This is a genomic window from Acidobacteriota bacterium (assembly GCA_019347945.1).
GTDB lineage: Bacteria > Acidobacteriota > Thermoanaerobaculia > Gp7-AA8 > JAHWKK01 > JAHWKK01.
Genome location: JAHWKK010000009.1, coordinates 31,751 through 50,433, shown reverse-complemented (window position 1 = coordinate 50,433; position 18,683 = coordinate 31,751). Strand labels below are relative to the sequence as shown.

18 protein-coding genes are annotated in these 18,683 nt (G+C 61.4%); 10 read left to right on the top strand and 8 right to left on the bottom strand.

Going from position 1 to position 18,683, the window contains the following annotated elements:
* Positions 1-131: 131 nt before the first annotated feature.
* A complete protein-coding gene (locus KY459_07755; GenBank protein MBW3564604.1) occupies positions 132-2,015 on the top strand; it encodes a protein kinase in 1,884 nt (627 codons plus the stop codon).
* Here the strand turns inward: KY459_07755 and KY459_07750 are convergent.
* The 5 genes from KY459_07750 to KY459_07730 form a co-directional block, all read right to left on the bottom strand.
* On the bottom strand, positions 1,971-2,948 hold the full coding sequence (locus tag KY459_07750) for a hypothetical protein (protein MBW3564603.1): 978 nt from the start codon (positions 2,946-2,948) through the stop codon (positions 1,971-1,973). The two genes, KY459_07755 and KY459_07750, sit on opposite strands and share 45 nt — an antisense overlap.
* A complete protein-coding gene (locus tag KY459_07745; GenBank protein MBW3564602.1) occupies positions 2,945-3,979 on the bottom strand; it encodes a hypothetical protein in 1,035 nt (344 codons plus the stop codon). The genes KY459_07750 and KY459_07745 overlap by 4 nt, the downstream gene beginning before the upstream one ends.
* Complete coding sequence (locus tag KY459_07740; GenBank protein ID MBW3564601.1) at positions 3,976-5,076, bottom strand: transglycosylase SLT domain-containing protein; 1,101 nt, start codon at positions 5,074-5,076, stop codon at positions 3,976-3,978. The genes KY459_07745 and KY459_07740 overlap by 4 nt, the downstream gene beginning before the upstream one ends.
* A gap of 312 nt (positions 5,077-5,388) precedes the next feature.
* On the bottom strand, positions 5,389-6,576 hold the full coding sequence (locus KY459_07735) for a GTPase domain-containing protein (GenBank protein ID MBW3564600.1): 1,188 nt from the start codon (positions 6,574-6,576) through the stop codon (positions 5,389-5,391).
* Positions 6,577-6,592: 16 nt separating this feature from the next.
* Complete coding sequence (locus KY459_07730) at positions 6,593-7,444, bottom strand: DUF2520 domain-containing protein (GenBank protein MBW3564599.1); 852 nt, start codon at positions 7,442-7,444, stop codon at positions 6,593-6,595.
* A gap of 32 nt (positions 7,445-7,476) precedes the next feature.
* Here KY459_07730 and KY459_07725 point away from each other — a divergent pair, with 32 nt between their 5' ends.
* From KY459_07725 to KY459_07695, 7 genes are all read left to right on the top strand, one after another.
* Positions 7,477-7,818: a CDC27 family protein gene (locus tag KY459_07725; GenBank protein ID MBW3564598.1), complete on the top strand. Its 342-nt coding sequence runs from the start codon at positions 7,477-7,479 to the stop codon at positions 7,816-7,818.
* On the top strand, positions 7,815-9,305 hold the full coding sequence (locus KY459_07720; GenBank protein ID MBW3564597.1) for a sigma-54-dependent Fis family transcriptional regulator: 1,491 nt from the start codon (positions 7,815-7,817) through the stop codon (positions 9,303-9,305). Before KY459_07725 ends, KY459_07720 begins: the two co-directional genes overlap by 4 nt.
* Before the next feature lie 233 nt (positions 9,306-9,538).
* Complete coding sequence (locus KY459_07715; GenBank protein MBW3564596.1) at positions 9,539-9,706, top strand: hypothetical protein; 168 nt, start codon at positions 9,539-9,541, stop codon at positions 9,704-9,706.
* Positions 9,707-9,738: 32 nt separating this feature from the next.
* Positions 9,739-10,173, top strand: a complete 435-nt coding sequence (locus KY459_07710; protein MBW3564595.1) for an ATP-binding protein — start codon at positions 9,739-9,741, stop codon at positions 10,171-10,173.
* Positions 10,170-10,520 carry an STAS domain-containing protein gene (locus KY459_07705; GenBank protein ID MBW3564594.1) on the top strand — a complete coding sequence of 117 codons (351 nt, stop codon included), beginning with the start codon at positions 10,170-10,172 and terminating at the stop codon, positions 10,518-10,520. The genes KY459_07710 and KY459_07705 overlap by 4 nt, the downstream gene beginning before the upstream one ends.
* A 13-nt stretch (positions 10,521-10,533) precedes the next feature.
* A complete protein-coding gene (locus KY459_07700; protein ID MBW3564593.1) occupies positions 10,534-12,156 on the top strand; it encodes a SpoIIE family protein phosphatase in 1,623 nt (540 codons plus the stop codon).
* Positions 12,157-12,287: 131 nt separating this feature from the next.
* Positions 12,288-13,718, top strand: a complete 1,431-nt coding sequence (locus tag KY459_07695; GenBank protein MBW3564592.1) for a choice-of-anchor L domain-containing protein — start codon at positions 12,288-12,290, stop codon at positions 13,716-13,718.
* Between the two features lie 24 nt (positions 13,719-13,742).
* Here the strand turns inward: KY459_07695 and KY459_07690 are convergent, their stop codons facing one another.
* The 3 genes from KY459_07690 to hemW are packed head-to-tail and all read right to left on the bottom strand — an operon-like array spanning position 13,743 to position 17,222.
* On the bottom strand, positions 13,743-15,335 hold the full coding sequence (locus KY459_07690) for an NAD(P)/FAD-dependent oxidoreductase (protein MBW3564591.1): 1,593 nt from the start codon (positions 15,333-15,335) through the stop codon (positions 13,743-13,745).
* Positions 15,336-15,375: 40 nt separating this feature from the next.
* Entirely contained in the window at positions 15,376-16,206 is an 831-nt protein-coding gene (locus KY459_07685; protein MBW3564590.1) for a hypothetical protein, read from the bottom strand.
* The gene (gene hemW / locus KY459_07680; protein MBW3564589.1) at positions 16,101-17,222 is read right to left on the bottom strand and encodes a radical SAM family heme chaperone HemW; all 1,122 of its coding nucleotides are present in this window, start codon (positions 17,220-17,222) and stop codon (positions 16,101-16,103) included. Before hemW ends, KY459_07685 begins: the two co-directional genes overlap by 106 nt.
* A gap of 98 nt (positions 17,223-17,320) precedes the next feature.
* On the opposite strand from hemW, the gene KY459_07675 reads away from it, so the two are divergent.
* Positions 17,321-18,229: a tetratricopeptide repeat protein gene (locus KY459_07675; protein ID MBW3564588.1), complete on the top strand. Its 909-nt coding sequence runs from the start codon at positions 17,321-17,323 to the stop codon at positions 18,227-18,229.
* Complete coding sequence (locus KY459_07670) at positions 18,229-18,678, top strand: hypothetical protein (GenBank protein MBW3564587.1); 450 nt, start codon at positions 18,229-18,231, stop codon at positions 18,676-18,678. Before KY459_07675 ends, KY459_07670 begins: the two co-directional genes overlap by 1 nt.
* Positions 18,679-18,683: the final 5 nt, after the last annotated feature.

The following is an 18,683-nucleotide window of genomic DNA, read 5'->3' as shown; positions in this document are numbered from 1 at the left end:
GGTGTGAATCATAGTGGAAAGCGGCCGTCTCCTTGCAGTCATTTGCCGGGCGACGGCGGAGCGAAGATAATTGAATTCCGGCGCCCGGGGCCCTGTCGGCTGGGAGTGTGCGTACTCGGAAAGGAAATGACTTGAAATACGGAAGGTACGAGATCATCCGCGACCTGGGCAAGGGCGCGATGGGGGTCGTCTACCTTGCAAAGGATCCGGTGATCGGGCGTCTGGTTGCGCTCAAGACGTTGCGGGCGGCCGCCCACGCCGATGAAGAAGACGTCAAGGAATTCCAGGAGCGCTTCGTTCGCGAAGCGCAGGCCGCCGGAATTCTCACGCATCCGAACATCGTGTCGGTGTACGACATCGGAACGGCGGAGGACGGGGGCTCCTTCATCGCGATGGAGTACATGGAGGGGAGGAATCTGAAGGAGATCCTCGCGCAGGGAAGGCCTCTTTCGCATACGGACGTCGCCAGGGTGATGATGCAGATCGCCGAGGCCCTCGATTTCGCCCACGAACGCGGAATCATTCATCGCGACGTCAAGCCCGCCAACATCATCATCCGAGACAACAACGTCGCCAAGATTACCGATTTCGGGATTGCGAAGATCGCGACGAGCGTGGCGAATCTCACGATGACCGGACAGTTTCTCGGTACGCCAAACTACATGGCTCCGGAGCAGGTCAAGGGCGGCAAGGTCGATGGCCGGTCGGACATCTTCTCCCTCGGAGTCTGTCTCTACGAGGCGCTTACACGGCAGAAGCCCTTCGGTGGAGACTCGCTGACGACGATCTCGTACAAGATCGTCCATGAGGAATACACGCCTCCGAGCAACGTGGATTCTCGAATTCCCGAGTCCTTCGACGGCGTCGTGGAGAGATGTCTGGCAAAGAGGCCCGAGGATCGCTACCAGCGCGCCTCGCTCATCGCCGAAGATCTGCGAGCGCTCGTGAGCGGGAAGGCTGCGCCGGCGCGCACGTCGGAAGACGAGAACGTCTTCGACGATGACACGATCATGAGCGACGCTTCGGCCGCGGCGACGGTCGAGATGGAAACACCCGAGGAAGCAGCCGAAGACGACGGACGGAAGACGACCGCGCCGCGCATGCGAAAAAAAGCGCGCGAGCTCATTCCTCCGGTATTTCGCGAAAAGATTCCGCCGGCCCTGTTCTGGTCGATCGTCGCCGGAATTCTCGCTGCCATTGCAATCACCGTTGGAGCCATCACCTTGCAACGCGTCGATGTACCGCCGGTCGATACGGCTCGCGAAAACTTGGTCCAGAAGCAGAGGAAGCTCCAAACCGAGGCGGAGGAGCTGCTTCGGGGTGGAAACGTCGACGGCGCCTGGGAGAAGTACTTCGAACTGCGCCAGCTCGCACCGAACAGCCGCGAAGTCGCCAAGAGGCTGCGGGATCTCGAGACCATTCGAGCGACGCGCCTTTCCTACGAGCAACGACTCAGCCAGGCGAGGATCGAATTCGAGAGCGGCAGGGAGTTCTACGAAAGCGGGGATTACGCCAAGGCGATCCCCCACTTCGAAGCGGCGTTCAGTCTCGATCCCGAGATGGCCGCAGCGGTGAACTATCTGCAGCTCACCCAGGACAGACTCAACCGCCAGGTCGAACAGGCGCGGAACCGGGAAGCGCCTCCGCCGTCCGGATCCGCCGTGGGTAGCGGTTCTGCGAACGGCACGGAAGGCCAGGCAACCCTCCTGACGCTGTTCAACAGTCCGGTATCGGACGGCTACCTCGTCGTTTCGGTCGACGGGGAGACGATCGTTCACGAGAATCTCTACACGGAGAGCTGGGGGTTTCTCAAACGACGCTCGCCGCGCGAGGTGGCAGCTTACGCTCAGGTCGACAGACGAATTCGGGAGATCGAGGTCTGGATCGTCGTCGAGTCGATGGGTATTCAGGAGAGGCGATCGATCGAGCCGCCCACCCTCGCCGCTGGCGAGGTCCATCGACTGATCATCTCATTCGACCCCGGAACGCGCCGGATGGACGTCGAGCTCAGCTGAATCGACGAGCAGGCCACCCGCCCAGACGCCGGTGCCCTCCGGAAACCAGCGAAGCGGGCCGACGTTTGCAGTGATCGATCGGAGCCAGTCGTCGGCCATGGCGGAAAGTGTGAACAGGGCCGAGCCTGATCTTCCGCTGGTCATCACCGTCAGAAAAATTCGATCGTCGCGCCGGGCATCTCCAGCGATCGCTTCCGCCACGTCCGCTTCGGCGAGATCTTCGCGGTCGACTGACCTTCCGGAATCGAAACCGACGTCGATCGGATATGGCATCGGCCGCGACCGGTAGCTCGGGCGAAAAATGTTGGGAAAGGATCCCGATCCGCCCGACAGCCGGAAGGGCTCGACCGGACGACCGATTCCATCCCGTCTTTCCGAGGGAACCTGCTGGAAGCCGTCGACGGTGATCTCGCCGTGGGCTTGTCCGAGCGCTGCTAGAAGCCCGGCCGCTGCCCGGGGATGAAGCAGAATTGGGCGGTCCGGGCGGCCCTCATGCGGTTCGAGTCTCGCGAGCTCCCGGGCGCAACTCAGCAGCTCGTCGCTCCACGCGCCCGGCTCCCCCTCCCCACCGACGTGAATCGTGAGCTGGAGCCCGAGCCGCTCATTGCCCATCTCTGCGATCGCGCGCCACGAAGTTTCCCGCCAGGATCTCGATTCGGTCCCATCGTCATATCGATGATCAGCCGTGCCGGATGAGAAGACGAGCCGTTGCAGGCTGACACCGTCCGGAAGGGTCTCGATCAGCTCCGAAGCCTGAGTGGCCAGTATCGAATAGTCGATAGGCGCCGCATCTCGAGGTCCGTGACTCGACGAGACGAACCGCTCGCCTTCAAAGTGGGAGGAACCCGACTCGGAGGTCTGCACGATCCATGTTCCGAATCGGCTGTGCTCGACACGGGTCGCAGTACCCGTTTTTTCGTACCGACCTTTCATCGGATGGGAGCTCCTTCGAGGAGCAGATCAACCGATCGAGTTCCCACCGGCACGCGCTGCCCTTCCTCGGAACAGATGACCCCGGGATATCTGACGGGGCGGCCTCGGGCTCCCGACAGCGCTCCAGCGAGTACGTTGCGGGACGCCTCGATGGTGAAGCGAGGCGCTGGTTTATGAACGGCTCGCGTGAAAACGTCGGCGCGCTGAACATTCAGAGTGATGACGTCGCGATCGGGATCCCAGGCTCCATGCTCGATCAGATGGATCTCGATGCGATCGTCAGGAATCTCGAAGGGCGCGTTCCCCTCGACGACGAGACTGCTCATCCTGGGGAGTGGAACATCGCGAAACGAGGAGCGGCGCAGCGCAGCGGGGATCTCCCCGCGGTGGATCTGGGCCGCTCGGGTCGGCCGGCCGCAGTCGTCGCGGGCACCGAGGAAGCCGAGTCCGGGGATCGACGGATCGTCGGTTATCGTCAGCCAGTCGGGAAGATTGGGGAGTTTGTGGCCCGCAATGAGGGGATGCCCGGCAATCTCGTGAATCAGAACTCCGCCGGAGCCGAAGAGAAAGAGAAGCGGAAGCCCCTCGAGCCTTTCCGCCGAAATGGTTTTCCCGGTGCGAGGTCCGGCGATCGACAGCGCGGCACCGATATCGTCGAGATCAGCGACCAACGTCGCGCCGTCCTCTGTACGCGCCAGCACAGTCGAGGAATGGGATTCGTGCTCTCCGGAAGATGACGAGACTCTTCTGGCGACAGTGTGAATCGAGAGCGCCTCGACTCCCGGCTGGTTCGACATCAGCCCGGCGATCTCGCCCGGTGGCGGGATGGCAGAATCGAGCGTGACGTGACGGGGATCGAGGGATTCCGCGCGGATACTCCGGCCTTCCGAAACGCAGCGCCCTGCGGTTACGCGGAGATCCTCAGGGTGCCTCGAAGCTCGCCGCCAGAGCTGCTCGACGGATATCTCGAGGACCTCGTGGGGCGGGTCGAGCTCCGGGTCGAGCGCGGAGCCGGCGGACGGCCTGGTCACCGACCCGAGATCGCTCCGATGAGAGCCACGATGAGAAGATCACCTGGCCGAATGACGTGGCTTTCCTCGAGCCCGTTGATCTCGAGAAGCTCTTCGACTGAAAGTTCGTTCGCGCGCGCAATCGAATAGAGCGTGTCTCCGGGCTCGACGACATGGGCTTGAGAGGGGACAGGCGCGGCGCTCGTCAGGGTCGCGCTCAGCGTCCGTTGATCGATCGGAAGGTAGACCGTTCTCCCGCTCACCGACTGATTCATTTCCTGAACTTCCTCTCTGTTCAGCCCCAGTTTTACCGCCAGCGACGAGATCGATTCACCACTTCTCAGGGAGTAGGTTGAGACTCCGAGATTCGGATCCGCAAGGTGCCAGCTTCCGGCGCGCGAAGCGACCGTGGCGGCTGCGAAACCCGGTACGCGAAGGGGATGGTCGCCGGGAGGCACGATGCCCCGCCGGAAAGCGAGATTGAGCTTCCTCAGTTGCGCGGGCTCGATTCCCGCTTCACGCCCGAGGAACTCGAGCGACACAGGGCCGGTAATGACGACCGAAGGGGTCGTTGGTGTTTCAGATGGTGAGGGTACGAAAAAGTTCCAGTCATCCGGGCTCGAAGCGAGAATCGCAGTGGCAAAGAACGTCGGGACGTATCCTCGAGTCTCTTTCGGAAGCTCCCCGGCATCCATCAGCTCCCAGAAAGAATCGGCTCCAACCCGCTCCATCGTGCGGCGGACCCGGCCAGGCCCACAGTTGTATGCAGCGAGCGCCAGAGGCCAGTCGCCGAACATTCGATGGAGATCGCGAAGATACGTTGCCGCAGCGCGCGTCGAGAGCACCGGATCGGTCCGCTCATCGGCCCACCAGTCGACCCGCAGCCCGTACTCCCTCGCGGTGGCCGGCATGAACTGCCACAGACCGTGCGCGCCGGCTCTCGAGGTCAGATCGGGCCGGAACCCGCTCTCGATCACGGGAAGAAAGGCGAGCTCCGGAGGAAGTCCCTGGCGGCGGAGCTCCGCGTCGATCATTGCACGGTACGCGGCAGAGCGCTCGAATGAGGCCTGGATCGTCGAACGGCGTTCCCCGGCGAAGTATCGAACGGCCGCTTCCACGCTCGGATGCGTCGGAAGCGGAATTGACCGGGGAATCGGGGATTGCATTGGAACCGTGTCAGCGACGGAATCGAGTTTCGCGTGCGCAGAGACGAGGTCTTCGCTCAGAGCCGCGAAAGTGTCGGGGTCATTGCTCGGAGAAGGCTCCGTCGGCCGACTCGACGAGCACGCGGATCCCAGAACCAGAGCAATGAAAAAACAGAAATCGAAATAACGGTAGCGACGATCCATCGACGGTGTTCCCCTCTCCCTCCTCTTCACTGCCGAGACCCTCTGGTCAGTTTAGCGCGAACCGTTGCCGACACGCGAGTATCAGTCGAGCTTGATGTCGAGGTTCACGATCACGCGGCTGGCTTCGTCCGGCGAGACTTCAAAGTTCTTCGTGGCGGATTCGATCGGGTTGCCGTCGGCATCCTTTGCGACCCAGGAGACCTCGACGCTCGCCAGGCGGCTTGTTGCGTCGGGCGGAACGGAGCCTTCGAAACTTTGCCTCGACTCCCTTCGCCGTGTTGCCGACGTTCCCGGCCTGCCGAGACCTTCGGTCGCCTTTCGGCGAAGGCTTTCCAGCTCGGCCATGATGTCGACCGAAGATCGGACTTTCATCCGCTTGACAGGCTCGGCGGCTTCCGGAGCGTGCTCCGGTTCCGGCGTGGGCTCGGTGTGTACAGGCTCCTGTTCGTGTCTGAGCTCCTCTGGCGGTGGTTCCGCTTCCATGACCTCGACCGCAGCCAGCGATTGCGAGCTCGAGACTGCGGCCTCGCTCGCCTCGGAAGGAGGGATGGGTGCTGACATCGTTTTTCGAGGATCGACCGTGGGAGCCGGTGGAGGCACCGGGGCGGGAACGTGACCGGATCTGCCCGAGTCCCGGATGTTGAGCCGGGATGCTTTTGCCAGCGGCTCCTCATGCCCGCTCATCTTCTCCTTCAAAGCTCGAAGGGTCAGCTTCGAGATCAGCTTGAGTGTCTCGAACACTCCCTCGCCTTTGATCGCGGAGGCCTCGGTGATCTCGAAACGGTGCTCGGGATCGAGCGCATCGACCATCGACTGCCGTTCCAGAACGTTCGGGAGATCCCGCTTGTTCAGCTGAATCACCATCGGCATGCGGTCGAGGTCGAGCCCCAACTCCTCGAGATTCGCCTTGAGGTTGCGGAGCGACTGCACGTTAGCTTCGAGCATCGGAGCCTGAGAGTCTGCGACGAAAACGATCCCGTCGGCGCCTTTCAGAACGAGCTTTCTCGTCGTGTTGTAGAAGACCTGTCCCGGAACCGTGTAGAGCTGAAGCCGGGTCTTGAAGCCACCGATCACGCCAACATCGATCGGAAGGAGGTCGAAGAACAGCGTTCGGTCCGTTTCAGTCTCGAGTGAGACCATCTCGCCGCGACTGTGAGGAGACGTCTTGTTGTAGATGTGCTGAAGATTGGTGGTCTTGCCGCAGAGACCAGGACCGTAAAAAACGATCTTGGCAGCCATCTGCATCGTTGCGTAGTTGAAGAAGACCATTTTCGTTCGCCCAATGTTAGCGAGGTTCTTCCCTCTCTGCCAGCGGTCTCGCACCCTCGCTACGGAAAAGTTCCCTGATGGACTGCAATCGCGAGTCCCGTGCATCCTGCTCGATGAAAGCGATCAGGCGAGCACCAAGGAGCCGATAGAGCTCGTTGGACTCGGGGTGTTGCTCGAGAGCAGCCAGATTCCCCTCGATCGTTCCCGAGTCGCCCCTGACGACAGGCCCGGTAAAGGGCGCTTCCGGCCTGGTCATCCAGTTCCGGATCGCCGAGATCGCGAGCTCCCCGACGGGTCCCCGCGCGTCGCCGATTCCGGCCTGGCCCATCAGCCGGTTCGCCTCTTCGACGAGGACGGCCACGTAGTTTGCTCCGAAGACCGCTGCGGAATGGTAGAGGGTCTTCAGGGTCGGCTCGATCGGGGCGAAGCGCCCCTCCGCCATCGAGACGATCTCGCGTGCGATCCCCTCCGTGACCGAGTGGCCTTCCCATACGAAGAGCGCGTCGGCGAGATCGGCTCGCTTCCCGGCCGGGGGAAGCGCGCGGAGCGGGTGAAGGGAGAAGCCGCGATGACGGTGAAAGACGCCACTCGTCAGTGAGCCGCTGAGGTGGAAGAGCACCGTCCGCGCGGGAATCGTGTCCTGGAAAGCCTCGTAGATTGGTTGGATCGAGTCGTCGGGAACGGCGAACAGAAGGAGCTCCGAGGCCTGACGCGTGGCCTCCTCCAGTGTGACCAGCGGGGCGCCGGGAAAGGGGGAGGTCGCGGTCTCCGGATGCCTCGAGCCGATCCGCTCGATCTCTCCGGAGGCGCTGAAAAGTCCGCCGATCGCTCCAGCGCCCCGCCCTGAGCCGAGAATGGTCAGTTTCATCGCCGTCGCGTCGAGGGTATCATGGGCACGTGATGCGAAATGTGGCGACTCTCCTCACCATTTTCCTCATGGTGCCCCTTTATGCCTCGGCGACTCCATGTAACGAGAAGGAGGGGTACGCGAAGGGGGTGTGTCTTTATTCAGAGGGGGAGCCGGAGGCGGCGATCGGCGTCCTCGACGAGGTGATTACGGCGGGGAACAGCGGCCCCCTCAGGCCGAAAGCGATGTACTTCAAGGGGCGGAGCCTGATGAAGTTGCAGCGGTGGGAGGAAGCACAAAAGGTGTGGATCGAGCTGTTTTCGGTGTCGCCTCCGTTTTACCGGCTGTGGAACTGTGATTACCTGCTCGGTGTGTGTCGAGCGAGGGGCGAATGAGCGAAACCCGTTTCGAAACGCGTCAGAAACTTCTGCAGCTCGAGGCGCTGCACGACATCGGCCGGGCGCTCAACACGCTTCAGCCGGAGGAGGAGCTGCTCGAGGAGTTGATGCTGCGCGCGATGTCGACGCTCGATGCGATGGCTGGATTCGTCTTTTCGATCGACGAGCAGATGCGGCTGCAGTATGCGAAGGGGTCTGGCGTTCGGATTCCCGAGAGCGATTGGATGGAGCTCGAGCCCGTTCGGAGATCGATGGTCCTCAAGGAGAGCGTGAGCTCGCCGGTTCACCCGTTCGAGATCGAGGGTGGACTTCTGGTCGCTCCGCTGGTCTCGGGAGAGATGATTCTGGGTGCGATCGGCCTGCTGGGGAAGGAGAGGCGAGGGAGCGAAGCGGGAGGATTCAACGATGACGACAGACGATTCATCGAGTCCGTCGCCGCGATCGGTGCCGCGGCGCTCGACAACTCACGTAACTTTCACAAGCTCGAGATGGTCCGGGAGTCACTCGAGGATGAGAACCGAGCGCTGAAGCGCCGGATGCAGCGGGAGTACCGCGACCGGCTGATGATCGGGGACTCTCCGTCGATGCAGCGTGTGATCGACCTGATCGCGCGCGTTGCCGAGAGCCCGGTCAGCGTCCTGATCAGGGGCGAGTCCGGAACGGGCAAGGAGATGGTCGCGCGGCTCATTCACGTCAACTCGCCTCGCAGTCACCGGCCTTTTATGGCGATCAACTGCGCCGCTCTCCCGGAGTCACTCCTCGAGGCGGAGTTGTTCGGAATTGAAAAGGGGGTGGCGACCGGAGTCGAGGGTCGCCCTGGGCGGTTCGAGGTCGCATCAGGAGGGACGGTCTTTCTCGACGAGATTGGCGACATCCCTTTGACTCTCCAGGCGAAGCTTCTGAGGGTGCTCCAGGAACGGGAGATCGAGAAGCTCGGCGCGCGCCGCCGCGTGGAGGTCGATGTCCGGATTCTCGCGGCGACTCATCGGAACCTCGAGGAGCTCGTCGAGAGCGGGCAGTTCCGTCAGGATCTGTATTACCGTCTCCGAGTCGTGGAGATCGAGCTTCCACCTCTGCGGGATCGCCGGGAGGACATTCCGGCGCTGGTCCGATACTTTCTCGACAAGTATGGCGAAAGAGAAGGCCTGCACGGGGTCCGAATCTCTCAGGAAGCGCTGCAGAAGCTGATGCATCACGATTTCAGGGGCAACGTCAGGGAGCTCGAGAATCTCATCGAAGGCGCTCTCGCTCTGACGCTCGATCCTCTGATCGACGAGAACGATCTCCCCTTCGCCAGCGACGGGGGGGCGCCCGATCCCTCGCCGAGCGGTCTCGAGGCGGGAGCCGAGATCCTTCCTCTCGAGGAGATGGAACGACGCTACGTGAAGAGAGTGCTCGATCGAGTCAATGGAAACGTTTCCGAAGCGGCGCGACAGCTCGGGGTGGATCGAAAGACGGTTTACCGGAAGATTAGTGGGGCTTGAAACCCCACATTGGGCCATTTCGGACCAAGCGGCGCTAACTCATTGTTTACAGGGCACTTGGCCGCTCATTGCCCCGTGTCGATGCCAACAATGGGGATTTTTGACACGGCGCTGATTTTGGGTCGTTACTAACTAAATCCTGTAGATTCAGATGTTTGAGCTCTCTGAGTTGCCATGCGGATGCGTGGCAGTGCCGTTGCTCCTGGACTGGCCTCGAACGGAGGAGGATCCAGATGAGCGCAATGGTCAGGTCGTTGGAAAGGGTTCAGGATGCAGTGAGCGACCGATGGGGACTGGCGGGTCTGCTGTCGGCGAACGTGTTGTTTCTGGGCGTGATGCAGTGGCATGATGCCGTGCCTGCGTGGCTCGAGGGGGCGGTCACGCTCCTGCTGATGTTCTGAATTGCCGGTGCAGGGCACCGAATACGACCATGGTGAGTGAACGTGAGATGGAGCTGGCGCTTCCGCTGGTTCCCGACTTCGAGCTGACCGCGGCTGACGCCGCGATGGAGTTGGCTCGTGAGCTCGGGATGAGCGAAGAAGAAGTGGACGAGATTGCCCACGCTCTGATCGAGGCCTGCATCAACGTTCGGGAACACTCCTGTTGCGAGGATGGGCGCATCTATTTAAGATTCAATGGCTCGTCGACTGCCACGGACGTTCGACTGGACATCTGGATTACTGATCATGGAAAGGGTTTCAATCCTGACGAGGTTCGGGCTCGGAGGGCGAAACTTCCCGCAGGTCCCCGGAAGAGGGGGTGGGGTCTCCAGATCATGGAAGCGCACATGGACGAGATCGAAATCCTTTCGGGCTCCGATGGAACGACGGTACACATGGTGAAGACGAGCACGGAGGCAGGACGATGAGTGAGGCGTGCAAGGTATTGGTCGATCGCTCCGGGGCCGGGGCGGTTCTCCACACGCAGGGCTACATCAACAACGTCGGTGGCGAGGAGATCGCCAGATGTGCATACCAGCTGATGGACGACGGTGTCCGGACGCTGCTGCTCGACCTGCGGCAGACTCGGATCGTGAACTCGATCGGAATCAGCATTCTGATCGAAATTGTGGAAAAAATGCTCGAGAAAGATGGCAGAGTGGCGTTCTGTTCGCTGACACCCGTCATCCACAAAACGTTTCAGATCATGGGTCTGGCTCAATACGCATCGATCTTCGAAGACGAGGACTCGGCGCGTGGAGAGCTGTCGATCTGAGAGCTCCTTTCGGATGAGCTTTTCCAGCGCTGCTGTCGAGCTCGTCGGCCACCTCAATCAGCTGGATCGGATCACCCTCGATGACGAGACCAGCCGTCGCGCCCTCGGGGAAGCCATCGTCGATCTGCTGACTCGTCTGCTCGGCGCATCGGATGCGGCCGTCTGGCTCGGCTCGGTCGACTCCGCACCGGTGCTCGTCGCGGCATCCCCCGAATGGAATCCTCCCGAACAGATGGCGGAAGCCGAAACCCTCGATGCCGGGGTCGCTCAGATCGCTCGCGAAGGATCGGTATTCGGAGCGATTGCTGCCCGGTCTGTTGATGCAGGCTTCGGAGCCACACTGCATGCTATCGCTGCGCCGATCGCAGTCATGATCGCGAACAAGCGGATGGCGTCCCAGATGCGAGAGGGCGATTTCCAGTCGAAAATGCAGCTGCTCGAGCTCGAATCGCTTCACGAGATCGGACTGTCGATCGCATCCACGCTGAACCTCGATGAGCTCAGTGAGGAAATCCTGATGCGAACCGTGACGCTACTCAATGCTCGACGCGCTGCTTTGTTTCTGCGGCGCGCCCGTTCATTCGAGCTTCATCGCTCATTCGGTGAAGTATCGCGCGAGGACCTCGAAGACCTCCTCGGCGAAGAATCGATGGCAGCGCTCGTCGACGAAAACGAAAATTTGAGCGACTGCAGCGTTGCAGTGAGAGTGTTTCCCGAATGCCAAAGCGCGGTCATGGTTCCCATTCGAAGCGAACGAGGAACGATCGGTGTTCTTGCGGCCGCCGACCGGGAGGTTCGAGGAGGCGTCGGGGAGTTCGAGAAGGGGGACATCAGGACCCTCTCCCTTTTTGCCTCCCAGGCCGCGATCGCCCTCGAAAACGCGCGTCTTCACCGTCAGGCGCTCGAGAAGCAGGCGATGGAAAGAGAGCTGCAACTCGCCGCCACGATCCAGCAGGACATTCTCCCGAATGTCCGGGTCGACCCCGACACGGGATTCGAAACCGAGGTGTGGATGCGCTCCGCGCGGCAGCTCGGAGGCGACTATCACACCGTTCTGGTCGGCGACGGATCACTCAGCCTTTGTGTCGCCGACGTCTCGGGCAAGTCGACGCCCGCGGCGATTCTGGTCAGCGCATTTCACGCGGGACTTCACGTTCTTTTCGGTGAGGAACGGGACCTTGGCGAGATCGCGACCGAGCTCAACCGTCACATTCACAAGTGGTCGTCCCAGAACAAGTTCATCACTCTCCTTCTGGCGACGGTCGATCGCGATGCCGCGCGCGTCCGCTACGTCAATGCGGGCCACAATCCCGGCTTTCTGGTTCGAGGTGGCGACATCAGTTTTCTCGCTTCCAACGGAATGCCGATCGGCATCATGCCGGGCTCGATCTACGAGACACAGGAAGAAGATTTTCTACCTGGCTCGCTGCTGGTTCTCTACAGCGACGGCCTGACCGAGGCCGAGAACAGCCGGGACGAGGAGTACGGCCACGACCGGCTCGTCGCGCTGGTTCGGGACAACCACAGTCTCGGGCTCGTCGCGCTTCGCAAGGCGATCATCGACGCGATCGACGGCTTCGTCGGAGGGGCACCCCAGAAGGACGATCAGACCATTTTGCTCCTCAAGACGCGCTGATCGCTCGATTATGGAGCTCAGGGTCGAAGGATATCGATCGATAGCTAATCGCCGGTCGGAACTTGTGTATTCTTTCATGGACAGGGACCGCTCGGGCGCGGTGGCGACGAAGGAACAGGCGGAGGCTCGGAATGAAGAGAACAGCGAAGCTGATTGCAGTGCTCCTGCTGGCCGTGCCGGCGGCAGGCCAGATCATCACTACGGATCTGAGCGGAACGACCCCGCAGGCCCTCGGGGCACTACTCGCCGGATCCGGCGCCACGATCACCAACGTGACGTTCACCGGTGCCGACGTAGCGGCGGGAACCTTCAGTGGAGGCACCAGCGCGAATCTCGGACTGGAAAGCGGCGTCATCCTCAGTACCGGGAACATCTCCGACATCGCCGGCCCGAACGACGACGAGGGAAAGACGACTTCGCATTCGACTGCAGGCGATCCGGATCTCGACGGACTGGTGAGTCCACTGACCACACGGGACGCGGCGATCCTCGAGTTCGACGTCGTTACATCGACGCCCGAGCTGGCAATCCTCTACGTCTTTGCCTCCGAAGAATACAAGGAGTTCGTCGGGAGCTCGTTCAACGATGTCTTTGGATTCTTCGTCGATGGCCAGAACATCGCCTTCGTGCTGGGAGACCCCGGGAAAACGGTTTCGATCAACTCGATCAATCACGAGAGCAACTCCGAGTTCTACGTCGACAACCCGGTCGGTTCAGGGAACGCGAACACGCAGTTCGACGGATTCACGAGGCAGCTTCTGGCAACGACCGCAATCACTCCGGGGGTGGTTCATCACGTGAAGCTGGCGATCGCGGATACCTCCGATACGGTGCTCGATTCCGCGGTCATTCTGGCTGCGGGTGGCATTACCGGAGGGGCGGCTCAGATCGTTCCGACTCCGGCACTGCGGCAGGTCACGGCTGCCGAGTCGGCCCATTTCGATCTCGAGATCTTCGGTGTTCCGGAAGACTTCGTGCTCAATCTCGAGCCCTTCGACCTTCCGGAGGGATGGACGGCGGTACTCGGTGATTCGTCCGTGGTCGGCAACGAGGATGAATCCGTACTGACGACGACTTTGACCGTCACACCCGATCCGAATTCGTTTCCAAGACCCTACACGGTCCAGGTTCGTGGGTTCGGAGAGAGGGGGTCGATCGAGAACGGCGACTTTCTCGAGCTCGAGACGTTTGGTCTCATGACGGTCGAGATCGTGTGTGATCCTCCACTGATTCTGAGCCTGGCAGATCATCAGCCGAAGAGCATGAACGTCGCCGACGGCGAAGTCGTGACGCTCAGCGTACAAGTCACGGGCGGAAGCGAGCCGTATCGATACCAGTGGTACTGGGGACCAGCCGGTTCGACGAAATTTCCGATTCTGGATGCGACCGGACCGACATACGTGACTCCCCCGATTCAGCGGGTCAGCCAGTTCTGGGTTCTCGTCAGCAACGCATGCGGTACCGCCGAGAGCTGGACCGCAACGCTCGTTCCGGAAGGCAAGACCGCGCCGAAGCAGCCGGAAGGACGACGGCGCGGAGTTTCCCGCGGAGACGGAGACTAGCCGCCTCGAACAAATCGGACGGGATCAGCGGCGTGCGGCCGAGCCGCCCTTCATCGCGGCGGGCTCCGGCGCGTCCTCCCGCGCCGTCTTCGTTTCAGACGAGCGGAAAAGCATCTTCAATCGAAGCCGGACGCCATCGAGCTCGGCGCGCATCCAGATCCCGACTCCTCGAAAAGCCATGCGCAGCGGGGCAAAATGAAGGTTGAAGTACGCACTGATCCGCCGGCCGTCGTTGCGAGCTCCGGCTTCTCCGGCTGCGCGCCGTAGGTCAGCGAGCCTCGCGAACCGACGGTTGTAGACCCTCATCATGTGATAGCTGATGAAGGCCGGCCTCGGCCCGAGGACGGGCATCCAGTGAAAACGCCTGTGGAATCGATAGGCCGGAATGACGACGAAGATGTAGTACTGCGCCGTATCGAGGAGCATGGCGGCCGACAGGAGGTCGTGCTCTCCCATGTAGGCGTATTTTTCGAGGTAGACTGCCTCGAAGAAGCGATCGTGAGAGCGAAGAAAAACCTCATTGTGCTCCGCGATATTTTTGGAAACATCCGAGCCGGCCAGATCCTCCAGAACGATCGCCACTGTGGCTTCCACGGAAAACGACGCGTGATCCAGGCCGGGAGAATAGTAGGGATCGAGGAAGATGGCCGCATCGCCCACGAGTGCCCAGCCCGCCCCCATGTACTGATTCGTCCGGTAGGCCAGATTCTGCAGCGATCGGAGATCATCGGTCCGGAGCTCCGCTCCGTCGAGCAGCTCGCGAAGCGGAGGGTGCTCGGCGAGAGCGGCCCGGTAGGCGGCCTCGGTGTTGGCTCCACGGGATCGGAAATCGTACTTTCTCTGGTCCCACACGATGCCGACGGATGTTTCGCCGTTTCCGAGCGGGATAACCCAGATCCAGAATCCGTATCCGGGGTAATGATTCGTCGAGAGTCTCCGTGATCCCACATTTCCCTCACCGAGCTTTCCATTGCGCGCGGCGATGTCGTCGATGTGACGAACTTCCTTCCAGCGACCCCAGACCGCGGAGATGGGGTGCCGCTCGTTCGGCTCGATCAGCCTGAGCGCGCGTCCCAGATGCGATGACCGGCCCGTCGCGTCAATGACCCAGCGTGTTCGAATCGTGGAAGTTTCGCGCCCGATGAGAACGTCGACCTCATGCTCGAAATCGCCGATGCGGACCTCGGTCGCGCGCGCCGGACGAAGGATCTCCGCCCCTTCCTTCATGGCGAGAGTCGCTACGTGCTCATCGAGCACGTCACGGCGAAGCTGGAAGGAGGGCACGGTGCTCCTCACGACTCCGCCTGTCTCGCTCGAGCTCGAATGACCGGTGACGCGTCCGTTGCCGAACCAGTAACGCAGCCCTTCCTTCGGAAGGTGCTCGCGCTCCAGATGCTCCCACAAGGCGAGGCGCCGGGTGAGGAACATCGCTGACATTTCGGTGGTCGCTTCGCCTACCTTTGCGTCGAAGGCCTCGGTCTTCTCGACGATGACGACGCGGAGGCCCGGACGTTCCCGGAGCAGCAGCGTCGCGGTTGCGGAACCGCTGAACGCACCCCCGAGTATGACGACATCGGCGTCGGATCGTTCACTCGACATCTTGATCGTTTCACCCATATCGCTCTCCAACGCCGCCGTCGGCGGGTTCATTGCTGAATCAGAGGCTCAGACTCGCCCGTGCCCCGTAGGTGGTGTCGTTGTCATGGCGAACGGCCTCCGCTGCGATCTCGAACAGAAAAAAGCTGAACCTTGCCCCGACGGTCAGACGGTTGCCCTCCAATTCGGCTTCGAGAATCAACTCGTCTTCGGGAATCGGAAGGAGAATCCGGCCGCTCGACTCGATCATCTCCCGGCCCCAGGCTCCATAAGGGGTCAAGGGCCCCACTTTTTTGCTGATGATGGCCTCGAGTCCCATGACGGTCATCTCGAGATCGTCCACACCCCGGAGCTCGGACCATGCTCCCCGAATTCCGACGGCCGGCCGTACGAGGCCATCCCTGCTCAGGGTGAGATCGAGTGTCGCTCCGATCACGTCGATCTCGGTTTCCGGAATCGTCATGTAACTGCCGCTGATGTTGAACCTTCCGAAGGATTTCGACACGACCAGGCGCGGGACGAAGAGATAGCCGTCCTGAAGGATGTCTTCGCTGATCGACAACTGCCAGTACGGTGCGGACTCGTCGATCTCGAGGGCGGAAACGGCGACGCCGATATCGAGCGCCAGAAGACCGGCCCCATCCGCGGGTGCTACCGGAGACGGGTAGATTGCCTGACCGAGAGCGAGGCTGAACTCCTCGAATTGCTCCTGCGTGATCGAGGGATCGAACGCGAAATCCTGGGCGAGCGTCGACGGTGCCGCACCCGCTGCCAGGAGGAGGATCGCTAAAAGAGCTCTCCAATGAGCTCGTTGCTCAGAAGGAAACCCTCCACGGTCAATGCGATGCGATCGATTCGAACCCAGCCATTTTCCCGTCCGCGATCCAGCCATTCGCTCCCCTTTTCACCCGTCAATGCTTCGAACTCCTCGTCGTCGAGCCCCTCGATGCGTCGAAGCGAGAGGAGCAGTCGCTCTCTTCGCCGCGCGGTCTCATCGATCTCTTCCCGGAACTCGACCGCCGATCCGGAGGCCGAAGCGAGCTCGATGTATCTTCGCATGTTTCTGGAATTCGCATAGCGGGCACGACCATCGAAGGAATGGGCCGAAAGACCGACGCCGAGGTAAGGGAAACCTTCCCAGTACGACGTGTTGTGAACGGCCCTGTTTCCCTCGCTGGCGAAGTTGCTGATCTCGTACTGACGAAGGCCGGCCTCATCGAGCCGGGAAACGGCAAGACGATAGCAGTCGGCGACTTCGGAATCGGGGGGAATGTCGATTCGTCGACTCGACACCATCGTCTCGAGCGGGGAACCCGGCTCGAGGTCCAGCATGTAGATCGAAGCGTGATCCGGCTCGGCCTGGAGGAGGAGATCGATGCTTTCCGAGAACGAATCGGGTGTCTGGTCTGGAAGGCCGGCGATGAGGTCGATGCTGAGCCGAACGTCAGCCGATGAGATGATCCGAACAGCGTTCAGCGCGCCTGCTCGACCGTGCAGCCGGCCGATCGGCTGGAGCTCCCGATCGTGAAACGACTGCACTCCGAGACTGACTCGGTCGATTCCGAGCGAAGTCCAAAGGCTGAGGGCTTCCTCGGAAATGTCTTCCGGGTTCGCTTCGATCGTGACTTCGCGGAGCGAACCGGTGTCGAACTGGTTACGGATCGCGGTGAAAATCAGCTCGAGACTCCGGCGGGACGATCGCGACGGGGTACCGCCTCCGAGATAGAGAGTTCGCAGCGTGCGGCTCCAGTCCCCGCTGCGCAGATCGATCTCGTTGTTCAGGGCTCGCGTGTAGGCGTCCTCCAGAGCGGGGTCTGTAGATATCGCGAAGGCGCAGTAGGTGCAGCGGCGGGCACAAAAGGGGAGATGAACGTAGAGGCCGGTTCCAGGTTCAGCCGAGGTTCCCACGGGGGCATCATAGAACCGGCCGGGGCGAGCCGGGAGGAATGCGTCCTCTGACGTTCGCATTTTCAGAGATGGAAACTTCCCGAGGAGGGAAAAGGACAATGAAGAAACTCATTCTGATTCTGACGGTGTTCGCGCTTGCAGCTCCGATGGCGCTCGGAATCGGCGAGGCGAGATTGACCGGCGTCGTGACCGACACCGACGGTAATCCCCTGGCCGGCGTCACGGTTCATCTCGTTGCAACCGAGAAGCGAAGCATCGAGCGTACGGTCGAGACCGACGAGGAGGGGAAGTTCACCGTGTTTCTCGTCGACGGGACCATTCCTTACGAGTTCACATTTTCGAAAGATGGATACCTGCCGTTGCAGGCGGTCTGGAAGCTGAACCTCCTTCCACAGAAGAACGAAAAGGAAGTGAAGCTCGCCAAGGTCGGCTCGCAGATGGGGGATGCCCCCGTCGAGAACCCGGCCTTTGCTATTTTCAACGAAGGGGTGCAGCTGGCCAACGAGGGGAAGGACGCGGAAGCGGTCGCAAAGATTCAGGAGGCGGTCACAGTCGACCCGACTCTGATCGCCGGGTGGAGCGCTCTGGCGCGGCTACATGCACGGACCGACAACTGGGCGAAGGCTGCTGAGGCCGGAGAGAAGGCTCGGGAACTGGGCGAGGACGATGAGGTCCTGAACTCCATTCTCGCCGACGCCTATACCAAACTCGGGAACAACGAAAAGGCTGCCGAATACAAGCGCCTGGCTCCCGCGAATCCCGCCGCGCTGTTCAATCAGGCCGTCCCTTTCCTCAACGACAACAACGACGTCGAGGCTGAGAAGCTCTTGAAGCGCGCGGTCGAAATGGACGATACCTTCGCCAAAGCCCATTACGAGCTCGGGAGTCTGTACGCGCGACAGGGAAAGAACAGCGAGGCGAGGAAGCACCTCACGAGGTATCTCGAGCTCGAGCCGGAGGGGGAGAACGCCGCCTTTGCTCGCGACCTGCTGAAGTATCTCAGCTGATGGATGTTCGCGGTCTCGCGCTGCTGGTGGTGCTCTTGTGCGGCTGTGCTTCTTCGGCCGTGGACCGGCCGAGCGGAATCGCAGCTCCCGATCTCAGAATCGGACGTGGAAGCGGCCCCTCGGCTTCGAGCGGCAACAGAATGATCGATGGAGGGCTGTCGCTCCTTCTGAGGGGTGAGGTTCTCAACAGGAGTGACGTCGATCTCGTTCTCGATCGGATCGAGGTCCGATCGGTCGGCTACGGCGGCGTTTTCGTTCCGAACACGATCATCCCGCTCGATCTGCAGGTTCCATCACGCGACACCGTCCCCTTCGAGCGCTGGATTGCCACCCAGGTGCAGCAGCAGACGATCACGGGTGCAGGCGGGCCTGTCACCCTGCGGATCGCCGCCTGGTTCAGCACGGATGATGGCGTCGAGTTTCGGGAGTTCTACAACCTGGAGTTCTAGGCTCA